This is a genomic window from Sphingobacterium haloxyli (genome assembly GCF_002980525.1).
GTDB lineage: Bacteria > Bacteroidota > Bacteroidia > Sphingobacteriales > Sphingobacteriaceae > Sphingobacterium > Sphingobacterium haloxyli.
In genome coordinates this window covers 68,463-89,547 of record NZ_PVBQ01000011.1, presented here as the reverse complement: position 1 = coordinate 89,547, position 21,085 = coordinate 68,463, and the positions used below count along the sequence as shown (strand labels likewise).

Below are 21,085 nucleotides of genomic sequence, written 5' to 3'. Positions count from 1 at the left end.
AAGGGGGAAAGTATCGCCCCCCTTTTATCTTTCTATAAAATACTTTTTAATAAATCTACGTAAAAGACAATGCCCTCCTCGATTTCTAACAAGAATATATGCTCGTCAGCAGCATGCGATCGTGCCGAATCTCCCGGTCCGACTTTTACAGACGGAAACGGCAACAATGCTTGATCACTCATGGTTGGACTTCCAAATGTCTTCGCTCCTAAACGAACGCCTGACTGGACAATCGGATGCTCCAATTCAATTGCAGAAGGATTGAGCCTAGTGGAGCGAGGGCTCACGCTTACAGAAACGTGCCGCTTAATGATGTCCAGCACCTGCTGATTGCTATAAACATCGGTCGTGCGCACGTCTACCACGAATGTACAAGATGCTGGAACAACATTATGCTGAACACCACCATTCACTACGGTAACGGTCATTTTTATCGGCCCTAAGTACGATGAAATCTTTGGAAACTGAAATGTACGAAACCAATCTATAGCCTCTATGGCTTTATATATTGCGTTCTCGCCTTCCTCCCGCGCCGCGTGTCCGGCAACACCGGCCGCCTCACAATCCAAAACCATCAATCCCTTCTCTGCGACAGCCATCTGTAGCTGGGTAGGCTCCCCAACAATGGCAAAATCCATCGGTTTGATATGCTTTATCGCTTCCTCAATGCCGTTTTTTCCCGAAATCTCTTCTTCTGCGGATGCCAACAGGCAGAGATTATACTGTAAATCTTCTCGCTCATAATAATACAGAAATGCTGCTATCAGTGACACCAAACATCCTCCGGCGTCGTTACTTCCTAAGCCAAATAGCTTACCTTCGATCACGACGGGATCAAACGGGTCTTTTGTATAACCGCTATTGGGCCTTACCGTATCGTGATGAGAATTCAGGAGAATAAATGGTTTCGTTTCAGCTGTATATTTATTATAAGCCCATACATTATTGCCTGTACGCTCGTAAGCAATCCCTCTTGCATGAAAAAAACGACATAACAAGTCTGCAGTATCGTCTTCTTCCTTGCTAAAAGATGGCAACGCGATCAATTGCTTTAATAGCGAAGTTGCTTCGTCTATCAAACGGGCGATGTCACTCACTATATAAGCCTCCTGCCTTTTCTGCGGACAGTTTGATGCCCTTGATGAAGGCCGAACTAAACCCGTTGTGTTCCATCTCGTTCAGTCCCGCGATAGTACATCCTTTAGGCGAAGTTACTTTATCAATCTCTCCTTCTGGGTGATTTTTCGTCTGCAACAATAAATCTGCTGCACCTTTAGCTGTTTGTACAGCCATTTTTAAAGCATCATGTGCGTGGAAGCCTATTTCTACCCCTCCCTGTGAAGCTGCCCGAATAGCACGTAAAAAAAAAGCAATACCGCATGCGCAAAGCGCTGTCGCGGATGTCATGAGATCTTCTTGAATGACCACCACTGCACCCACTGATTCAAACAACCGCTCTACTTCTTTTATTTCTCCATCCGTAGCTGTGTCGGTCGCGATACACGTCATGGACTGCCCAATAGCAATCGCTGTATTGGGCATCGCACGCACGACCAATTTGTCTAAACCCAGGACCTGTTTAATGTCTGCACAACTTACACCCGACACTACCGAAACAATAATCTGACTGACATGGACGGTCCCCCTTATTTCTTCCAATACGTTACGAAGTTGTTGAGGCAAGATTGCCAACACCACTATTTCAGCATGTAAAACCGCCTCTGCATTGTTATCGCCCACCCGAAAACCGAACGCTGCTTCTTCTTGAAGATTAGCAATGTTTCTTCGCGTGAGCGTTATATCAGTAGGCATATACTGTCCCGACTTCACAAGTCCTTTAGCAAGGGAAAGTCCGATATTTCCACTACCGATTATCGTTATTTTGCTCATCTTAAATAAATCATGACGGTTACTCTATTTCGATAACAAACACGTTCCAAATTCTCCCTGTTGATATTTATACAGGTTTAGAGCGTTACCAATATATACATTTTTCACTCCTTTTCCAAGCGCCTCAAAGGCATTTTCCAACTTCGGAATCATGCCTTCGTAAATTACCTTCGCCGCTTTAAGTTTTTTGAACTCATCTGCTTTGATTAATCGGATGACAGATTCCGGATCGTTAACATCCCGCAATACACCATCTTTTTCAAAACAGTAAATTAACTTCGTTTCATATATCTTCGCTAACGAAACAGCTAGTGCAGAGGCAATGGTATCCGCATTGGTATTTAGCAATTGTCCTAAACCATTATGGGTAATAGCAGAAAACACAGGTGTAAACCCTGCTTCTAAAAACTTCTTTATACTATGGGGGTTAACAGAGTCTACTAAGATATCTCCGACATATCCGTAATCAATCTCTCTGACTGGGCGCTTGATCGCTTTGATCGTATTACCGTCTGCTCCACACAATCCTAGCGCATCGCATCCCAGTTTTTGCAAGGAAGAAACAACGTGTTTATTGGTTAATCCTGCATACACCATCGTTGCGACGTCCAACATAGGCTTATCCGTAATGCGTCGGCCATCGACCAATTTTGCCGAAATACCTAGATCTGCCGCAATTCGCGTGGCTATCTTTCCACCTCCGTGGACTAATATTTTTTTACCACGCAAAGCCGAAAACTGCTCCAGGAAACGCTGCAACTGGGCGTCGTCATCAATGATATTTCCCCCAATTTTAATAATATGCAACCCACTATTCATAGATAACGTAACACTTTTACTTTTTTAAACTTTCCAATATACGTTTTAACACCACCTGGGCCGCCCAAACACGATTGCCTGCTTCCTTAACGACTAAAGAATTGGGTCCATCGAGAATTTCCGACGACAGTTCTAAATCTCGTCGCACAGGCAAGCAGTGCATTACCCTTGCATCGTTTGTCAAGGCTAATTTCTTGTTGGTCATCAGCCAATCTCCCTCCAACGGATAAACCTGTCCATAATCGTGATAAGATGACCAATTTTTCACATAGACAAAATCAGCTTCTGCCAAAGCATCATCCAGATCGCTAACTATACGCGCTCCTGTTGTAAACTCTTCCTTCAATTCATATCCGGTAGGATGAGCAACGGTAAAATCAACTAGACCTTGTTTCTGTGCCTCGCACATCCATTCAGAAAAGGAATTCGGAACGGCTTGAGGCAACGCTTTGACGTGAGGTGCCCAAGCTAGCACCACTTTGGGTCTGGCCACCTTTTTATGTTCCGTAATGGTAATTAAATCGGTTAAACTTTGTAAAGGATGACGCGTAGCGCTTTCTAGGGAAACAACCGGAACCCCACAAAATTTCACAAATTTATTAAACAATTCCTCGGTATAATCCGCTACTTTATCTTTCAAACTGGGGAAAGAACGTAGGCCTAAAATATCACAATATTCACCCATCACAGCAGCGGCCTCCCGGACATGTTCCACTGTTGTTCCGTTCATGATAACACCATCCTGGGTTTCCAATGCCCAGCCTTCCTTATCCATATTGATTACCATGACGTCCATACCGAGACTCATTGCCGCCTTTTGCGTACTCAAACGCGTACGCAAACTCGGGTTCAAAAATACTAAACCCAATGTTTTGTTCTTTCCTAATTCCCGCCAACTATACGGATTGGCCTTGAGCGATAAAGCTTCTTGCACGACCTGATCTAAATCGTCAACATCAGCAACTGAAAAAAAATTCTCCATCTTTCCACGTAAAAAATAAAAAATAAGGCCATTTCTCTCGATAGTCGAAATGACGGTTAATATTTTGCTTACCCGATTAAACTGCCTTCAATCTCTCGTCAAGTGCAGTCAAAAAAGTATCTGCAATATCGCGTGTTATATTCAAAGCAGGTAAAATTCGAATAATATTAGGTTTCGCCTCTCCGGTGAAAATCCTATTCTTTACCAACAAATCCCTTTTAACGCTTACTAATTCCTCTGGTAATACAATACCAATCATCAATCCTCTTCCTCTCACCTCTTTTACCCGGTCAAATTTCTTCAATTCCGTAAGTAGATAGTCCCCAACACTTTGGGTATTTGTCAGTAAGTCTTCCTCTTTTATAACATTTAATACAGCAATTGCCGCAGCACAAGCAAGATGGTTTCCCCCAAAAGTGGTTCCCAGCATACCAAAAGATGCTTTGAATTTAGGTGATATACTGATTGCACCAATCGGGAACCCATTGCCCATCCCTTTTGCCATCGAATAAATATCTGCGTCTACACCCGCGTAATCCTGCGAATAAAAATCACCTGTACGGCCGTAGCCGCATTGTACTGCATCTGCAATAAATACAGTTCCATACTGATCGCAAAGTGAACGAATTAACCGAAGAAAAGCAATCGACGCCTCCCGTATCCCCCCCACACCTTGTATACCCTCTATAATGACAGCAGCTATTTCGTCTCCGAAGTTTTGGAAAGCACCGGTTAATGCCTCTTCGTCATTGAAAGGCAAAAACACTACATTTTCTGTCTGATTTACGGGAGCTACAATAGCAGGGTTATCCGTCGTAGCCACCGCCAAAGAAGTACGTCCGTGAAAAGAGTTGGTGAAAGCTATAATTTTTTTTCGACCATTATGGAAAGATGCCAATTTCAAGGCATTTTCATTCGCTTCGGCGCCCGAATTACAAAGAAATAACGCATAATCATCTTTGCCCGACATCTCACCCAGCTTGTGCGCCAGCTGTTTCTGTAATGGAATCTCTACAGAATTTGAATAGAATCCGATTTTATTCAATTGCGCCGTGAGCGCTTCAACATAGTGCGGATGGCTATGTCCGATCGAAATCACAGCGTGTCCACCATACAGGTCGAGGTATTCGGTGCCTGCTGCGTCCCATACACTAGACCCTTTTGCTCTTACTATGTTAATAGGGTTTATGGGGTAAACATTAAATAAATCCATGTAAATTAAATAATTGCTAACAAATATAACGAAGAGCAACTAAAAAACAGCACAGTTTCCGCAGTTAACACTACTAAATATTAAATTAATATCCACATAACACTAAAATCATATTAACATCTTATATTTAAACTTATAGCTCAAACTGAGCAGGGCAATAATTTGATATGATAATATTATCTAGGTACTTATTTCTTTCCTTGTTCCTGATGTGCGTGAACAATGTCCTAGTGGCTCAAAAACACACGTTCTATGCTCCTCTCACGCAGGAATCCATGCGTGAAAACCCGGATGTAGCGTTTAAGCAGATAAGACGAACTTTACACGAAGCGCTTGACAACTACGAAATAGCCGTCTGCTATGGGCAGATGGGCGAATTATACTATTTTCAAGCAGCTTATCTCCAGGCACTGGATAATTTTTACAGGGCAGAATCCATATTCAGAAAACACAGCCACATACCAGAACTAGCAGCGATATGGATTAAAATCGGCGAAACCAACTTTCATCACAAGCAATATCCATCGGCCCTAAAGGCCTTTGAACAAGGACATGCATTATACACATCGGCAGGCACAAAAGAAGGTATCGCAGATGCTCTGGCGCACATTGGACAGGTTCATGAGAAAAACGGAAATCTAGAAGAAGCTAAACGTTATCAGTATTTAGCACTCGCACAACTCGGTGAACAAGGCAACTGGGCACTCGCTGCCAAAATTTATGAGAACATTGGCAGCATTTACGAGGATAAGTTTCAGCTTGACTCGGCACGCCTATATTTCAGCAAAGCACTGGAAATCAGTAAAAAAACAGACGACAAAATCCTGCATATCGAAATAACCAATAATATGGGGGATATTTACCGAAAAACAGGAGAATACAGCACGGCACTTGGTTACACGCGCCAGGCAATTTCCTTGGCCAAACAGATGAATGAACACTACCAGCTGGCCAGCGCCTATCGTGACCTCGCTAAAATATTTTCCTTGATGGGGCAATACGATAGTGCCTACCATTATAGTGAAGCTGGAAGAAATATCCATGCCGACATGTTCTCTGAAGATAACGCAAAACAATTAACCATACTTCAGACTTTATTTGAACTTGAACAGAAAGAAGACGCTATTACCCAATACAAGCGGGAACGTGGAGTCCACTTTACGATGCTACTGTTTGGAGCAGCAATTGTATTGCTGCTGCTTTTCTTAGGACTCAGTGTTATCAGCCGACAACGATTAAAAATCGTTAATGACCACAAGCTTCACGAACAAAACCAAAAACTCTACGAAACACAGAAGATAGCCATGGAGACGGAGCTCCATAATAAGCAATTAAAAGCTGAAAACCTTCGAAATGAACTAGAACTCAAAAGCAAGGAACTAACAAGCCATACCCTCCATCTCGTTCAAAAAAACCAACTGCTCGAAGAACTTAAGGACAAATTGGAGGCAATCGTTAAAAGCGACAAAAGAGATCAACGCAAAGAATTAAAACAGGTATTGAACCTGCTCCAACTCAATCACAACCAAGACAAAAACTGGGAGGACTTCCGTGTTGTATTTGAGCGTGTCCATGAACACTTCTTCGACGGATTAAAAGCGCATTGTAGTAAATTGAGTTCCGCCGACCTCCGATTGGCAGCGTTATTAAAAATGAATTTGAGTTCCTCGGATATATCGACCCTACTAGGCATATCACAAGACAGTCTTCGCATCGCACGATATCGACTCAGAAAGAAACTCGCTCTTCCGGAGGGAAAGAGCTTAGGCATATTTATTCAACAACTTTAATCCTTCCTTATTAAGGATAACTTAATATACACTTCATAAAAACTTAATGGCTACCCAAAAACACCACAAATAGCTAATAAACAACAAAATACATAAACAAAAAACGAAATGTTGCTGTGTCGTATATGGTCGAAAAGCCGGTGTTAATGTTTTGTTTACGGCAGAAAATTGGGATTGCCGGCAAGGTCTTTGACCTTTGCCGAAGTATTCATTGAACGTTGTATACAATATATCAAAAAATTCTTATGAAATTATTTTACACTATTTTATTCTTTCTTTGCTGTTCTGTCAGCTTTGCGCAAACCAGCATCCTAAAGGGCAAAGTATTAGACAGCAACGACGCCTTTTCGTTGCCCGGAGCAACGTTAAGGCTAGAACCCGGGAACCGTTATACCGTATCGGACGTCACGGGAGATTTTGAGTTCCTAAATGTTCCCGCAGGAACCTATACCCTGAACATCAATTATATGGGCTATCAAGCCTATACTCAACAGATCTCCGTAAATGGTAAACAAGAACAGCTGAGAGTTTTGCTATCTCCCTCCAGTCAGACCATCGGGGAAGTCAGCGTCATGGGGGATATCGCCAAGGGACAGGCCAGAGCCTTAAACCAGCAGAAAAATAACGGCAATATCACCAACATCATCTCGAGCGATCAAGTGGGCCGTTTTCCTGACCAGAATATCGGTGATGCATTGAAACGTGTCCCTGGTATTACCATGCAAAACGACCAAGGGGAAGCACGCAACATCATCATACGCGGTCTATCACCTGAGCTGAACTCCGTAACCCTGAATGGCGACCGTATTCCATCAGCCGAAGGCGATAATCGGAACGTACAGATGGATTTGATTCCGTCGGACATGATCTCCACCATTGAGGTCAATAAAACCCTAACCCCGGATATGGACGCGGACGCAATCGGTGGTTCGGTCAACTTGATTACCCGCGCGGTACCAAACAAGCAGCGTATCTCCGCTACCTTAGGCGGTGGATACATGCCCATCCGCGAACAGGGCATTTACAATGGCTCGCTGGTGTACGGTAACCGATTCGCGGATAACAAACTCGGCATCGTATTAAGTGGTACCATCCAAACTCAAAATTTCGGTTCGGATAACATCGAGGCTGCTTGGGAAGAAGATGGTGGAAGAATCTTCATGGAAGAAATGGATATCCGTAAATACGATGTACAGCGTATCCGCCGCAGTTTCTCTTTGGCTACCGATTACGAATTTAACTCCAGAAATCGCTTGGAGTTAAATGCGATATATAACTGGCGCGACGATCGCGAGAACCGCTACCGTGCGCGTTATAGAGGAATAGAGTGGGATGAAGACGAGCAGGCTTATGTGGGCGATATTCGCCGGCAAACAAAAGGCGGTATTGGCGACAATAGCAATAAAAACACCCGTTTGGAGCGTCAAAAAGTACTGAACTTTTCCCTACGCGGTGAGCACCTTTTGAGCCCTAAATTCGACATGGATTGGGCCGCTTCTTACTCCAAAGCTTCGGAAGTTCGTCCGAATGAGCGCTATATTGAATATGATCAAGGTGGTGTAGTCCTCAACCAAGATCTATCCGACCCACGCATGCCTTTCATTGCAGATACCTACCACGATTATTCACAATTCGGCTTCCGTGAGTTAACCGATAATCAAGACTATACAGAAGAAGATGAGCTTGGCGCGAAAATCAATTTCCGGGTACCTTTAAGTGTCATCGCCGATCAAAAAGGCAGATTCCGCTTCGGTGCGCGGATACGTCTCAAAAACAAGAAAAGAGATAACATTTTCTACTCTTATACCCCAACTGAAGATTTCGGAGGGATGAACACTTTACCAATGGAAGATTGGTCAAATCTTACCTTTGCACAGGGAGGTCGATATAATCCGGGCAATTTCGTCGATAAAAAATTCCTCGGTGAGCTGGATCTTCACAACACGTCCTTGTTTGAGCAGGAAACCGTTCCGGATGAATACCTAGCAGAGAACTACCGTGCAAAGGAGCAGATATACGCAGGTTATGTTCGTTGGGATCAGAACTTCACCGAGAAAACATCCATGATCGTCGGTGCCCGTATGGAATACACTAAGATCAACTACACTGGTAACTACGTACAGGATGAGGAAGAGTTGCTCGGTGAAATCAACAACAAGAATGATTACATCAATGTGCTACCCAGCTTGACACTGCGTCACGATGTAACTAAAGATTTCATCATCCGCGCGGCGGTAACCACCAGCTTAGCCCGCCCGAATTACTATGCGCTGGCCCCTTTTGTGAGTTCCATCCCCGGCGATGGTGAAATTATCGCCGGTAATCCGGATTTGAAAGCAACTTACGCGACCAACTTCGATTTGATGCTGGAAAATTATTTCCAAAACATCGGTCTGGTTTCCGGCGGTCTCTTCTACAAAAACCTGAGCAACTTTATCTATACTTACAACGACCCGAACTATAGTCGCGAGAAATTCGCAGCAGACTTCCCCCACGTAAGTAACCCCATCCCCGAAGGCGACACTGGACAGTGGTCATTCTTACAACACCGCAATGGAGATAAAGTAGATGTTTACGGTGCGGAGGTTGCTTTTCAACGTCAATTGGACTTCCTTCCCGGAAAATTCCTAAAAGGCTTTGGCATCTACGCAAACTACACCTACACCCATTCGGTAGCGAAAGGCATCACCAATGAAGACGGTGAGGAACGCGAAGGACTAGGTTTACCAAGGACTGCTCCACACATGCTGAACGGTTCCTTATCATGGGAAAACAGCAAATTCTCGGCAAGGGTATCAGCAAACTATACCGCAGCGTACTTGGATGAAATCGCGGAATCTTCGTTCTACGATGCATACTACGACCGTCAGTTCTTCCTAGACGCTAACGCATCCTATAAAATTACAGGGCAGTTCCGGATCTTCGGTGAAGCCAACAACTTAACCAACCAGCCCCTACGCTACTACCAAGGGAGCAAAGAACGCATGATGCAATTGGAATATTACCGTCCGCGTTTTAACTTAGGATTGAAATTTGACTTATAATAACTCGATTATTATACGATGCCAAAACCAGCAAAGAAATGTCTTTGTTGGTTTTTGGTATAAATAAAGCACGACATGAAAAAATTACTTTTAGCAATTATAATCTCTCTCAACCTATCCTTCGCATGCGGACAGGTGACTCCGTTTGAATTCGAGAAGCAAACAGGATATAAAGGCAACAACATCCCAGATTTAACCTATTTGGAAGACAGTTACAGCTTTCTGGTGCTGGGCGATTTTGGACGCGTAGGCGATTACTTTCAACAAGATGTAGCACGGGAGTTAGGTCACGCCACAATTGTACTTGATGCGGAATTTATCGTTTCCGTGGGTGATAACTTCTATCCCAATGGCGTAGCAAGTACAACAGACTACCATTGGATTTCATCATTCGAGTCGGTTTACAAAGACCCCAGCTTATACCGCGATTGGTATGTAGCCCTAGGTAACCACGACTATCGTGGGAATGTACAAGCGCAGATCGACTACGCCAATGTAAGCAGACGATGGAATATGCCCGCGCGATACTATAGCAAAACGTTTGAAATAAACGACAACGAGAAGATGCTTTTAATCGTTATGGATACCAATCCCTATATTGAAAGTTACCACGAAAATCCAGAAAAATATAACGGCGTAGCAGAACAGGACACTGCAAAACAAACCAAATGGCTCGTCGAACAGCTAAAAACAGATGACCCGCAGATAAAATGGAAGATTGTCGTAGGGCACCACCCGTTATATTCCGGAGGGAAACGGAAGGATAGTGACGATACCAAACTGTTTGAGAAAAGATTTGCCGACTTATTTGACGAACACCAAGTTGATGCCTATATCTGTGGCCATGAACACGATTTACAGATTATCAAGCCTAAAGGCCGCTTTACTACACAATTCCTTTCGGGAGCAGCCAGTGAGGTACGTGAAACGGGCCGTCGAGAAGGGACAATATTTTCTGCCGCCGAACCGGGTTTTATGACGTTCTCTATCCAAGGCAGCAAAATGCTTGTACAGACTGTCCGTGCGAACGAAACAGGCGCCAAAGTACTGCACACATATGAACTAGCAAAATAAACATTACAAAAACATAGAACGATGAACAAACATTTTTTTTGGTCAGCATTAATCCTTTTGGCAACATCCTGTCAAGACAGATTAGCACCTGTAGCAGAAAATGCTATTAAACCAACCGTCATTACAGAACCGACTCCGAACGACACTGATGACCCTGCGATCTGGATTCATCCCCAAGACGCTTCCAAAAGCTTAATTATTGGTACCGACAAGGAGGTCGGTGGAGGACTCTACGTATACGATTTAGCAGGAAAAATCGTCAAAAAGTATGTAGACATGCAACGCCCAAATAATGTGGACGTGGCGTACGGACTGATGATCAACGGCGTAAAGACGGACATCGCAGTGACCACCGAACGTAAAGCGAATACCATACGCATATTCGCTCTCCCCGACTTGACTCCGATTGACAATGGTGGTATATCTATCTTTGAGGGTGAAGAGGAGCGGGATGGTATGGGGATTGCTTTATACACCAAGCAAATCGACTCGGTGACGACCGAGATACACGCTATTGTCGGGCGGAAATCCGGTCCTTCGGGGAGTTATTTATGGCAATACAAATTAAGCGGAGCTACGGATGGCAATGTGAAGGCAGAAGTAATCCGTAAATTTGGCACCTATAGCGGAAAGAAAGAGATCGAAGCCATTGCCGTGGATAATGAATTAGGTTACGTATACTATTCTGATGAAACGGCCGGAGTACGTAAGTATTACGCCGATCCTGCACAGGGAAATGAGGAACTAGCTTTTTTTGCCCGAGAGGATGCAAAACGTGATCATGAGGGGATTGCAATCTATAAAAAAGACGACACCACGGGTTATATCCTCGTTTCCAATCAACAAAACAATACGTTCATGGTGTACAAGCGCGAGGGCGAAGAAAACAGTCCACATGTGCATACACTCATAGCAGATGTTCCGGTATCCAGCATAGAATGTGACGGCGCGGATGCGACCTCTGTATCACTAGGCGACAAGTTTCCAAAGGGTGTGTTTGTTGCGATGAGCAACGGAAATGTTTTTCAGTTATACGATTGGCGCATCTTGCAGGATTGGATTGACCGTCATCCTGTTCAAAGCGAATAGCGAAGCGCTATAGCAAAAAACAGGCGGCTCTTTATGTTAGAGCCGCCTGTTTTTTTGAGGACCAGGTGTTAATTACATACCTTGCACAGGAACGGCTGTATCGTCCTCAATAAACGACTCAATAGGGCTCCAATCCTCGATTTCATTGCCTCTTAAATCCAACTCCGAATCTTTATCTACATAACCTTCTGTTGTCTTTAACAAGGCGCCTTCTGCCATCATCTGACCGATCATTACAACGGTTGCATCGCCAGCACCAGTAGAACGTGCATTTAAACGGTGTAATTTTTTAAACCCGCTAATGGTAGCCAAACCTTCGTCTCCAAGCAGATTGCCACGCAAAATCAATGTACCCATATCTTCATTACCTGACAATGCACTAAGATCCGTCAATCCCGGTGACGCCTGATTGGCGTTGAAATAGGTTAAGTTGGTATAAGCGGCAATTGGGGAAAGGTCGGCTACAGGCGTTTCATTAAAACGTAAGTAAGTGATTTTCTCCAAGTCTTTGATAGGCGTTAAATCTGACACCTTTGTACCACCAAAATCTAAATGCTCCAATTCCGTCGCGTACTCTAAACCTTGTAAACTCGCCACTTCTGTCAACACACCACGAATACTTAATTCCTTTAAATTTAACAGGTCTCCACGGGTAATCTCCTCGCCGACCTTTACCTCGAGCTCCTCAAGCTCTAAGCGAATAAAATCTGCAAGGTCTGCATCGGCGAACTGCACTGCTATGGCCGACTCATCGGTATTATCATCATCATCGATGGGTTCTTCAATTATCTCTTCTGGTTCAATAGCTTCTTTGTCTTTTGAGCAAGCACCAAAAGTTATTGCTGCTCCCAACAAGAGCATTCCCAAAATATTCACATTCATTCTCTTTTTCATTTATCTATAATTTGTTTGTGTTATCTTTTTACATATTTATAAATCGGTGGAGATACTGGATATCCCCCGGCTTCGCTTGTCGTATAATAATTATCCTCTTCATCAAAGCATACTGCCTCACCTTGCACTTCGCCCACAAAAGGCAAAAGCACAGGTTCGCGTAAAAATACCTCCCAGACTTTCTCGTCGGATCGTCTTTCCCAATAGAATAAGTTCTGCCGGTTACGTACGATAAACTTGTTCGCGTCCCGATTCATAGTTGCGGCAGACGCTTGGCTAAAACCAAACGTGCCGACGAAGTAAGCGGTTGCTACACCTTTGTCTTCGTTCGGCTCAGGCAAAACATACAGGCGCGACATAGCATCTCTTTTTGTAATCAAATAGATATCGCTGGATTCGGGATCCACGAACATGGACTCCACATCCTTTGGACCATCGGGATAACGAAAAACATAGCGTTCAATCTCAGTACCAGTCGGTACAGAGGCACCTTTATCAGCCTCCGTATACACCGGTTCTTCCAAGCGGTACACCGTAGACGTACCATGCCGCTCATCGTTATCTCCCGTATCAGCAATATAAAGGTAATGCTTGCCATCAACCGGGTTGGTTACCAATTCTATATCCTCCCAATCCCTGTTCGAGGCACCAGACACCCTGTAGCGACATACAATTTCCGCGTTAGAGGCATCCACGAGGTATAGGTAATTGCCGTTGCCGCTATCCTCGTGGGTCCACAACATGCCCGGGTTCGATATGCTAGCCGCTACACCCGAACTTTCTTCAAGGTCCAAGGGGCCTATGTTGATGGGTTCCATCTCATAGTCTATGATATTTCGCTCAAGAAACTGCACTTCGTATTCAGCTTCGAAGGGTTTATGTGATTCCCAAGCATAGGCAACATCCTGCGATTGATCATCGTCTTTATCGAGGATATTTTGGTCTTCCGAGCATGCCGACAAGCAACAGAAAAAACTCAGACAGGCAATAAAAACTATACTTTTACAAAATCTCATGCGCTATTCTATTCTGTACCAAAAGCACCTACATAAGTTTCTGGCATAGGCGCTTCATACACTTTTCCGGCCAACGTCGTATAGGTTTCAAACTTCGGTTCGAATTCAGACGTACCGGCTGTCAGCGCTGCCGAACCAGTCTGCAAACGAAAATCCGCTCCAGAGGGCATAGGATCATTATTTACTCGGTTTGCCCAAGTAAAGCTTGCGATATTAAAATTAACAAAACCAGGTGCATTCTCCCCGGCAGCACCAATTCTATCAGAACTCGGGATAGGTAGATCAGTACCAATCAAACCGATAGATGGATCTGTAGGGTTGGTTGGGTAAAAATTGTCTGTCACCTCAGAAACTTGACCGTAGTACCAATTATGGCCGAATTCCAATGCGTTATAGCGGGGCTCACTTTCACCTTTGTTCAATCGCAGACCATAACGACAGTTTACAATTAAGTTGTTGAACGCCTTACCGAAGGCATCAGACTCGTAGTTCAAACTTCCTCCCCGTCCCGGATCGACACGACGGTAGCCCGAAGAAACAATGGTATTATTATAAAAGTTCGTTTCTAATGCGCCGCGTTCTCCCGATTGGGTATCAGCGGACTTCAGTGCATTGGTAGCAATATTGTAGAACAAGTTGAATGCATAGTCACCAGAACCACCTGCCTTGATATTTACAGCCTCACCGCCTGTCTGGCCAATAACCTCAAAAGTATTGTAAGCCATTAAGGTCTTTCCGCCATTGGTGCGTATCGCATCGTCTCCAGTAAACGCTATACGAGAATGCAACAGAACAAATACGCCATCTTGTCTTTCTCCATCTGGACGACAGTAGTACATAGCGTAAGATACATCTCCTGCACTCAGACGGCCGCTTCCACCGGATTCTTCGGTGGTCATAATGGTTCCTGCGCGGGCTATACCACCAGCATGCAGAATATCTGCATATTCGATAACTAGATCCCCCGCTTTACGACCAGCGAAAATACCACCCCATAAGCCTCCATAGCCTCTATTACGACTCGACGCTAGCGCATCTTCTGACGCAGTAAAAACTACACGATTGTTAGCTGTTCCTTCTATGTAAAGGGACCCATGTACATCAATCACCCAAGCCTCATTCCGTGGTCCAAGTTCGAATTCAAAGGTAGTTCCAGCTGGAATGGTCACACTTTCTCCTTCCGGTACCGTTAGGTCACCCACAACGGTATACGATTCTCCAGAGGTTAACTGGATTTCAGCTAAATTTCCTGAAATTGAACCTTCCGGCAATTCCGTATCCGGCTTGTCGTCATCGTCATCATCTCGATTTGCAGGTGCCGGATCATCCTTACCACAAGCGGTAATAACTGCAATGACGGTTAACATCATTATCCAAGGGTGTAAAACTTTTTTCATCATACTTTCCTTTTTTATTTGTTTATTAATTAATTACAACTTGTAGCGAACACCGATACGAAAAGACTCGCCATAAAGATCGCGGCGAATATTTCCTCGGCGTGTCGGATCGTCTTGATGTCGGTAGTGATCGTCCGCAAATCCTATCGGTTTATCAATAATCAATTGGTACGGCGTATTGAGTAGATTGTTCGCTTTTAAGAACACCACGGTCTTACCGAAGCCTTTTTCCAAGGAGAAATCCAGCACTGCCATTGGAGTCATATACTGGTCAGTACCTTCGTAAGGGGAAACAACTGCCAATCGCTTACCTGTATAATTCAGAACCAATTGCGCGTCCCATTGTCTGCTGATATTTTTATACAATAGCGCGATATTTCCAACGTGTGCTGACTGTCCTTGTAGTGGGCGTTCCTCGTCCACCAGTTCGTATTTTCCAGCAGTATTCACAGGGAGATCATGTTCAATGATTTTATTGGTTGTGATTGACGAATTGGTGTAGGTATAATTTGCCCGGATACCAAATTTTCTGAAATATTTGGTATAATCGAGCTCCATTCCAAAATTCGTTGCCGTTCCAAAATTCTGTGGCAAAATGCGCCCGATACTTGGTCTTTCGTCCGCCTGCTGCACCATGGGAAAACCATATTCAATAGGATCGATGAGGCGTTTATAGAATACACCTGCTAAAATTTGATCTAAGGCATTTGGAAACAGCTCATAGCGCACATCAAAATTATGTGCTATTGTCGGTCTCAAATCTGGATTCCCTCTTTCATTATAGAAGGAGTCTCCTCCACCGTCTCTACGGTTTGTCGGCACAATTTCGTAAAATCCCGGACGGCTAATTCCTTTATAATAGGTCGACTTTAGCCACGCATTCTCATATAACGCATATTTAAGACTTACTGAGGGAAATAGATTCATATATCGTTGTCGATCATCGATATCCGGCGTCCCAATTAGCGAGCTGGAATTATCAACGTAATACCCCTGTTCCGTATGTTCTGCTCGCAAACCAGCCTGTACTTGTAAGCGTGATAAATTCCACTGTGTATTGGTATAATAAGCGATGACGGTCTCATCAGCATCGTAGATCAGATTACTTTCATTTCCATCGCCATATCCATTTGCTATACCAAAATCTCGATCAAATTGCACATCACTAAAATACATCCAATCCACTCCACGAATTGCTGCCGCATTCAACGGCATAGTGTAGTTGTAATAAATCATATTGTTATTCCGTTCCTTGCTACGGTACATTCCACCAAACTGGATATTGTCTAAAAAAGGGATATTGTCGACCTGGTATGCTGAGTTGAGATAAAAAGCTAAATCGTTATCCCGATTGCGTTCCCACCAACGGGAATTATGTGCACCTGTTCGAGAAGATCCGGCGCGTTCCTCCACAATGGAATTCGATTCAGCATCCCAAATAGCTGTCCGCATAAAGATAGCATCATCCGGAAGTTCGTTCATAGCTACCGAATACACACCTTTCCAGTCCAATTTCCAAGCGTCCGAGAGCTGATGTTTTCCGTTTAGGTTGGCAACGGAGATGGTTTGATAGGTGTTGGTGATACGCGTCATCGGATAAACCGCGAACCCGGTCGGTGTCGTAAATTGTCCTTCTTGTAGATGCTGCTCGCGGTTTCTAAATTCATTCAAATGGTAACGTCCGGCGTACATAGAAATGTTATTGCGCGCATCCATGACATAATCTAGGTTCGCGTGAAATGCCATACGTTGCTGTTCGGTACTGGTTCTACGTTCAATTAACTGATTCATGCGTAGTGGATTTCCCTCTGACGCCAATATCGTAGGGTCATAAAAATAATTTTCATTGGGCCGGTAGGAAGCCTGGTAACTGGCTCCTAATAAAACCCCAAATTTATCGCCCCAGAAGCGTTCACCGTAACTGGCGCTCGCCAATATGTCTGCAACTAGTTTTTTAGCGGGATCAAACTGAGTGGTGGGAAAATCACCCGGGACTGCTTCATAATTCGGTCCGTAGCGTTCGGCAGGTGCTCTTTTATAGACGTCAGATCGATCGTAAGCTATAAACTCATCATCAAAGTTCATAACATTTGCTCCGGTCTGCACATCAAATTCAAAAATTCGACCTGCAGACGGTGCCGCTTTCATAATCATATCAATGGTTCCGCCAATGGCATCTGCTTCCATGTCAGCAGATAAGGACTTGGATACCGTGAGGCGCTCCAAGAAAACCGCTGGAAAAATATCCAAGGGGACAAAGCGATTATCATTATCCGGAGAAGGAATCTTAATACCATTCATCAAGGTATTATTGTAACGCTTGTTCATCCCACGCACTACAGCATACTGTGGATCACCGTTGGCGTTTCGCTCGATGGACAAACCAGAAACCCGCTGCACGACATTGGCTACCGTAATATCAGGGGAAAGTTCTATTTGCTTTGCGGAGATAATATTGATAACATTCGGCGATAAACGTTCTAGACGCCGAGCATCGGCGTCCGTTCCTCGTGCTCTTGCTGAAATCGAAACCGACTCTATAGCATGATTGTTCCTTTCTATGATAAAGAGTTTCGGTAAGTCTTGCGGTAGTATGACACTCTCGGTAAACGTATTATATCCCATTAAGGAGACCGTTACCGCATACCTTCCAATAGGAAGGCCAGCAACGCGGAATGTCCCATCCAGTCCGACAGCTACATGCTTTTCCAAAGAAGGCTCTCCAATTGAACGAAGTGAAACCGTTGCTCCGGTCATAAATTCGTCGGTATGCTTATCGAGCACACGACCGAAAAACGTGTGTTCTTGCGCGAGGCTAACGGAGGTAATAAACAGAAATGTTAATAATGGTAAAATTTGCTGCATATATTAATAATATGGTTTGGTATCTCAAATTTATTATGACAAAAGTGTGAATTTTGTATAAAGCCATAATTAATACTTTATCAACAAATTATTATTAATGTTCCGACTGACATTAATATGCAAGCTCTACCTAAACGCAAAAAAGCCGCCCCAAAAAGGGCGGCTATATCATTGAAAAGAAGTTATTAATCCTTTTTTTCTTCTGTATTCGAAGAATCTTCCGTTGCAGGAGCTTCCGCGCTAGGAGTTTCGTCTTTAACGTCCTCCACCGCGTCAACTGTCTCCGCTACAGCAACTTCAGCATCTTTTTCTGTAGCTTTCTTCTTACCACCACGTCGGCGTGTCACTTTCTTCTCTGTCTTCGCTGTTTGACCGTAGATTTCGTTGTAGTCTACCAACTCGATGAACGCCATTTCTGCGTTGTCACCAAGACGATTCTCTAACTTGATGATACGTGTATAACCTCCTGGACGAGAAGCAACTTTCTCCGAAATCTCGCGGAACAAAATCGTAACCGCCTCCTTGTCTTTTAAGTAAGCAAATACTGTACGACGAGAATGCGTTGTATCATTTTTTGATTTTGTGATCAATGGCTCAACGTACGCACGCAATGCTCTAGCCTTAGCCAAAGTCGTCGTAATACGTTTATGTTTAATCAATGAAGTCGCCATGTTAGCTAACATCGCCTTACGGTGACTGTCAGTGCGCCCTAATTTGTGTACTTTTTTTCCGTGTCTCATTTTTTTTTGTTTTTGTGCGTACCGTTCTTATCTTCATACGTTTAACTCGTCTATCAATCTAAACGTGTTTAGTATGGCAAAGAGGAATTACGCAACAGGTCGCTTATTTGTTAATTTATTATTCCTCGTCCAATTTGTATTTGGATAGATTCATACCGAATGATAAACCTTTCGATTTAACTAGTTCCTGAATTTCACTCAGTGACTTTTTACCAAAGTTACGGAACTTCAACATATCCGCTACGTCATACGTAACCAATTCCGCCAGTGTACGAATATCAGCTGCTTTCAGGCAGTTTAACGCCCGAACAGAAAGATCCAAATCCACTAACTCCGTTTTCAAGATTTTACGCATGTGTAAAATTTCTTCGTCAACAACCTTAGTTTCCTCTTTCGTCTGAGATTCCAACAACATGTTTTCGTCAGAGAATAACATAAAATGCTGAATTAAGATCTTAGCAGCTTCTTTCAAAGCCTCTTCGGGATGAATCGAACCATCAGTAGAAATATCCAACAACAATTTCTCATAGTCAGTTTTCTGTTCTACACGATAGTTCTCTATAGTGTATTTTACGTTCTTAATTGGCGTGTAAATAGAATCCACAGCGATAAAACCTACCGGACCGTCTGTAACTTTATTTTCTTCAGCATTTACATATCCGCGTCCCTTGGCGACCGAAAGTTCGACCTCAATGGTGACCGAATTATCCATGTTACAGATAACTAAGTCGGGATTTAAAACCGTAAAATTATTGGAGAACTTAGTAATATCGCCCGCCTTAAACTGATCCTGACCGTTGATAACAACAAAAATTTTCTCGCTATCACCCTGTTCACCAGTTTTTTTGAAACGGACCTGCTTCAAGTTCAAAATAATTTCTGTAACATCTTCAACAACCCCTTTGATAGTAGAAAACTCGTGCGAAACGCCTGAAAACCTTACCGACGTAATTGCATATCCTTCTAGGGAGGACAATAAAATACGGCGCAAAGCATTACCAATAGTTACACCAAAACCAGGCTCTAATGGACGAAATTCGAAAGTACCATCAAAATCGGTTGATTTTTGCATGATAACTTTATCCGGTCTTTGAAATGCTAAAATTGCCATTTATTTTCTTTTAAAAGTTTTTATTAATAAACATAAAATACAACAGAAGAAGTATGATTAACAAAACCATACCTCTTTCTATTATTTTACTATTTAGAGTACAACTCTACGATTAAGTTTTCTTTAATGTTTTCTGGAATATCAACTCTTTCAGGGAAAGAAACGAATGTCCCTGTCAATTCATTAGGGTTCCACTCTAACCAATTGAATTTGTTAATCTTTCTTCCTTCTACAGAAGCTACAACAGCTTCTAAAGATTTTGAGCGCTCGCGAACGGCAATGACATCACCCGGACGTAAGCTATATGATGGGATGTTAACGACTTCACCGTTAACAGTAACATGCTTGTGTGAGACCAACTGACGAGCTGCTGCACGCGTTGGAGCAATACCCAAACGGTAAACAACGTTATCCAAGCGAGCTTCCAATAACCTCAAGAAGTTCTCACCTGTAATACCTTGTTTTGCTGATGCCTTTGCAAACAACGTACGGAACTGACGTTCCAAAACACCGTAAGTGTATTTTGCTTTTTGTTTTTCTAACAACTGAATAGCGTACTCAGATTGTTTACCTCTCCTTCTAGACTGACCATGCTGTCCTGGAGGATAATTCTTTTTTTCTAACGCTTTATCAGGGCCAAAGATAGGCTCTCTGAATTTACGTGCGATTTTGGACTTAGGTCCTGTATATCTTGCCATTTTTTCTCTCTGTTTGAAGTATCTATCAGTCTATAACTGACGAATCTTATCTTAAACAATAAAAATTATTAAACTCTTCTGCGTTTTGGAGGACGACAGCCATTGTGAGGAAGCGGAGTGATATCCTTAATTGTAGTCACATCGATACCAACAGTTTGTAAGGTACGGATAGCCGACTCACGTCCAGCTCCAGGACCTTTTACAAAAACTTCTACCTTGCGTAAACCCAAGTCAAATGCCACTTTACCACAGTCTTGAGCAGCTTGTCCTGCCGCATAAGGCGTATTTTTCTTTGAACCTCTGAAGCCCATTTTACCTGCTGATGACCATGAAATAGTCTGACCTTGATTATTTGTCAAAGTAATGATGATGTTGTTAAAGGTAGCGTTGATATGAGCTTGACCAATCGGCTCGATAACGACGATACGCTTTTTGGTAACCTTTTTACTTTTAGCCATTTCTT

17 protein-coding genes are annotated in these 21,085 nt (G+C 43.4%); 4 read left to right on the top strand and 13 right to left on the bottom strand.

Annotation, left to right across the window (positions count from 1 at the left end):
• Positions 1 to 32: 32 nt before the first annotated feature.
• The 5 genes from C5745_RS14075 to C5745_RS14055 all read right to left on the bottom strand — a co-directional run bounded on the left by C5745_RS14075 (position 33) and on the right by C5745_RS14055 (position 4,904).
• Positions 33 to 1,097 carry a M20 family metallo-hydrolase gene (locus C5745_RS14075; RefSeq protein WP_105717644.1) on the bottom strand — a complete coding sequence of 355 codons (1,065 nt, stop codon included), beginning with the start codon at positions 1,095 to 1,097 and terminating at the stop codon, positions 33 to 35.
• Positions 1,090 to 1,890 carry a pyrroline-5-carboxylate reductase gene (proC, locus tag C5745_RS14070; protein WP_105717643.1) on the bottom strand — a complete coding sequence of 267 codons (801 nt, stop codon included), beginning with the start codon at positions 1,888 to 1,890 and terminating at the stop codon, positions 1,090 to 1,092. Before proC ends, C5745_RS14075 begins: the two co-directional genes overlap by 8 nt.
• Positions 1,891 to 1,914: 24 nt before the next feature.
• Positions 1,915 to 2,709 carry an acetylglutamate kinase gene (argB, locus tag C5745_RS14065; RefSeq protein ID WP_105717642.1) on the bottom strand — a complete coding sequence of 265 codons (795 nt, stop codon included), beginning with the start codon at positions 2,707 to 2,709 and terminating at the stop codon, positions 1,915 to 1,917.
• Positions 2,710 to 2,725: 16 nt separating this feature from the next.
• Positions 2,726 to 3,691, bottom strand: a complete 966-nt coding sequence (locus C5745_RS14060; protein ID WP_105717641.1) for a Rossmann-fold NAD(P)-binding domain-containing protein — start codon at positions 3,689 to 3,691, stop codon at positions 2,726 to 2,728.
• A 76-nt stretch (positions 3,692 to 3,767) separates the two neighbouring features.
• Positions 3,768 to 4,904, bottom strand: coding sequence for an aspartate aminotransferase family protein (locus C5745_RS14055; protein ID WP_105717640.1), 1,137 nt, complete (start codon positions 4,902 to 4,904; stop codon positions 3,768 to 3,770).
• Between the two features lie 167 nt (positions 4,905 to 5,071).
• Between C5745_RS14055 and C5745_RS14050 the strand changes: the two genes are divergently transcribed.
• From C5745_RS14050 to C5745_RS14035, 4 genes are all read left to right on the top strand, one after another.
• Positions 5,072 to 6,694, top strand: a complete 1,623-nt coding sequence (locus C5745_RS14050) for a tetratricopeptide repeat protein (RefSeq protein ID WP_105717639.1) — start codon at positions 5,072 to 5,074, stop codon at positions 6,692 to 6,694.
• A 245-nt stretch (positions 6,695 to 6,939) separates the two neighbouring features.
• Complete coding sequence (locus C5745_RS14045) at positions 6,940 to 9,738, top strand: TonB-dependent receptor (RefSeq protein ID WP_105717638.1); 2,799 nt, start codon at positions 6,940 to 6,942, stop codon at positions 9,736 to 9,738.
• A gap of 75 nt (positions 9,739 to 9,813) precedes the next feature.
• Positions 9,814 to 10,812, top strand: a complete 999-nt coding sequence (locus tag C5745_RS14040; RefSeq protein ID WP_105717637.1) for a metallophosphoesterase — start codon at positions 9,814 to 9,816, stop codon at positions 10,810 to 10,812.
• A gap of 21 nt (positions 10,813 to 10,833) precedes the next feature.
• On the top strand, positions 10,834 to 11,901 hold the full coding sequence (locus C5745_RS14035) for a phytase (protein ID WP_105717636.1): 1,068 nt from the start codon (positions 10,834 to 10,836) through the stop codon (positions 11,899 to 11,901).
• Positions 11,902 to 11,973: 72 nt separating this feature from the next.
• Here the strand turns inward: C5745_RS14035 and C5745_RS14030 are convergent, their stop codons facing one another.
• The 8 genes from C5745_RS14030 to rpsK all read right to left on the bottom strand — a co-directional run bounded on the left by C5745_RS14030 (position 11,974) and on the right by rpsK (position 21,080).
• A complete protein-coding gene (locus C5745_RS14030; RefSeq protein WP_133166356.1) occupies positions 11,974 to 12,795 on the bottom strand; it encodes a leucine-rich repeat domain-containing protein in 822 nt (273 codons plus the stop codon).
• A 20-nt stretch (positions 12,796 to 12,815) separates the two neighbouring features.
• Positions 12,816 to 13,811 carry a hypothetical protein gene (locus C5745_RS14025; protein WP_133166355.1) on the bottom strand — a complete coding sequence of 332 codons (996 nt, stop codon included), beginning with the start codon at positions 13,809 to 13,811 and terminating at the stop codon, positions 12,816 to 12,818.
• An 8-nt stretch (positions 13,812 to 13,819) separates the two neighbouring features.
• Positions 13,820 to 15,211, bottom strand: a complete 1,392-nt coding sequence (locus C5745_RS14020) for a hypothetical protein (RefSeq protein ID WP_105717633.1) — start codon at positions 15,209 to 15,211, stop codon at positions 13,820 to 13,822.
• Between the two features lie 30 nt (positions 15,212 to 15,241).
• Positions 15,242 to 18,073, bottom strand: a complete 2,832-nt coding sequence (locus tag C5745_RS14015; protein WP_105717632.1) for a TonB-dependent receptor domain-containing protein — start codon at positions 18,071 to 18,073, stop codon at positions 15,242 to 15,244.
• Positions 18,074 to 18,258: 185 nt separating this feature from the next.
• The gene (gene rplQ / locus C5745_RS14010) at positions 18,259 to 18,813 is read right to left on the bottom strand and encodes a 50S ribosomal protein L17 (protein ID WP_105717631.1); all 555 of its coding nucleotides are present in this window, start codon (positions 18,811 to 18,813) and stop codon (positions 18,259 to 18,261) included.
• 118 nt (positions 18,814 to 18,931) lie between these two features.
• Positions 18,932 to 19,924 (bottom strand): DNA-directed RNA polymerase subunit alpha, encoded by a 993-nt coding sequence (locus tag C5745_RS14005; protein WP_105717630.1) that lies wholly within the window; start codon positions 19,922 to 19,924, stop codon positions 18,932 to 18,934.
• An 89-nt stretch (positions 19,925 to 20,013) separates the two neighbouring features.
• On the bottom strand, positions 20,014 to 20,622 hold the full coding sequence (gene rpsD / locus C5745_RS14000; RefSeq protein ID WP_105717629.1) for a 30S ribosomal protein S4: 609 nt from the start codon (positions 20,620 to 20,622) through the stop codon (positions 20,014 to 20,016).
• A gap of 68 nt (positions 20,623 to 20,690) precedes the next feature.
• Positions 20,691 to 21,080 carry a 30S ribosomal protein S11 gene (gene rpsK, locus C5745_RS13995; RefSeq protein WP_105717628.1) on the bottom strand — a complete coding sequence of 130 codons (390 nt, stop codon included), beginning with the start codon at positions 21,078 to 21,080 and terminating at the stop codon, positions 20,691 to 20,693.
• Positions 21,081 to 21,085: the final 5 nt, after the last annotated feature.

Bases quoted from the DNA above. Each gene is read 5' to 3' on its own strand.
- proC (WP_105717643.1), bottom strand. From the start codon at position 1,890: ATGAGCAAAATAACGATAATCGGTAGTGGAAATATCGGACTTTCCCTT.
- argB (WP_105717642.1), bottom strand. From the start codon at position 2,709: ATGAATAGTGGGTTGCATATTATTAAAATTGGGGGAAATATCATTGAT.
- C5745_RS14060 (WP_105717641.1), bottom strand. From the start codon at position 3,691: ATGGAGAATTTTTTTTCAGTTGCTGATGTTGACGATTTAGATCAGGTC.
- C5745_RS14055 (WP_105717640.1), bottom strand. From the start codon at position 4,904: ATGGATTTATTTAATGTTTACCCCATAAACCCTATTAACATAGTAAGA.
- C5745_RS14050 (WP_105717639.1), top strand. From the start codon at position 5,072: ATGATAATATTATCTAGGTACTTATTTCTTTCCTTGTTCCTGATGTGC.
- C5745_RS14045 (WP_105717638.1), top strand. From the start codon at position 6,940: ATGAAATTATTTTACACTATTTTATTCTTTCTTTGCTGTTCTGTCAGC.
- C5745_RS14040 (WP_105717637.1), top strand. From the start codon at position 9,814: ATGAAAAAATTACTTTTAGCAATTATAATCTCTCTCAACCTATCCTTC.
- C5745_RS14035 (WP_105717636.1), top strand. From the start codon at position 10,834: ATGAACAAACATTTTTTTTGGTCAGCATTAATCCTTTTGGCAACATCC.
- C5745_RS14030 (WP_133166356.1), bottom strand. From the start codon at position 12,795: ATGAAAAAGAGAATGAATGTGAATATTTTGGGAATGCTCTTGTTGGGA.
- C5745_RS14025 (WP_133166355.1), bottom strand. From the start codon at position 13,811: ATGAGATTTTGTAAAAGTATAGTTTTTATTGCCTGTCTGAGTTTTTTC.
- C5745_RS14020 (WP_105717633.1), bottom strand. From the start codon at position 15,211: ATGATGAAAAAAGTTTTACACCCTTGGATAATGATGTTAACCGTCATT.
- C5745_RS14015 (WP_105717632.1), bottom strand. From the start codon at position 18,073: ATGCAGCAAATTTTACCATTATTAACATTTCTGTTTATTACCTCCGTT.
- rplQ (WP_105717631.1), bottom strand. From the start codon at position 18,813: ATGAGACACGGAAAAAAAGTACACAAATTAGGGCGCACTGACAGTCAC.
- C5745_RS14005 (WP_105717630.1), bottom strand. From the start codon at position 19,924: ATGGCAATTTTAGCATTTCAAAGACCGGATAAAGTTATCATGCAAAAA.
- rpsD (WP_105717629.1), bottom strand. From the start codon at position 20,622: ATGGCAAGATATACAGGACCTAAGTCCAAAATCGCACGTAAATTCAGA.
- rpsK (WP_105717628.1), bottom strand. From the start codon at position 21,080: ATGGCTAAAAGTAAAAAGGTTACCAAAAAGCGTATCGTCGTTATCGAG.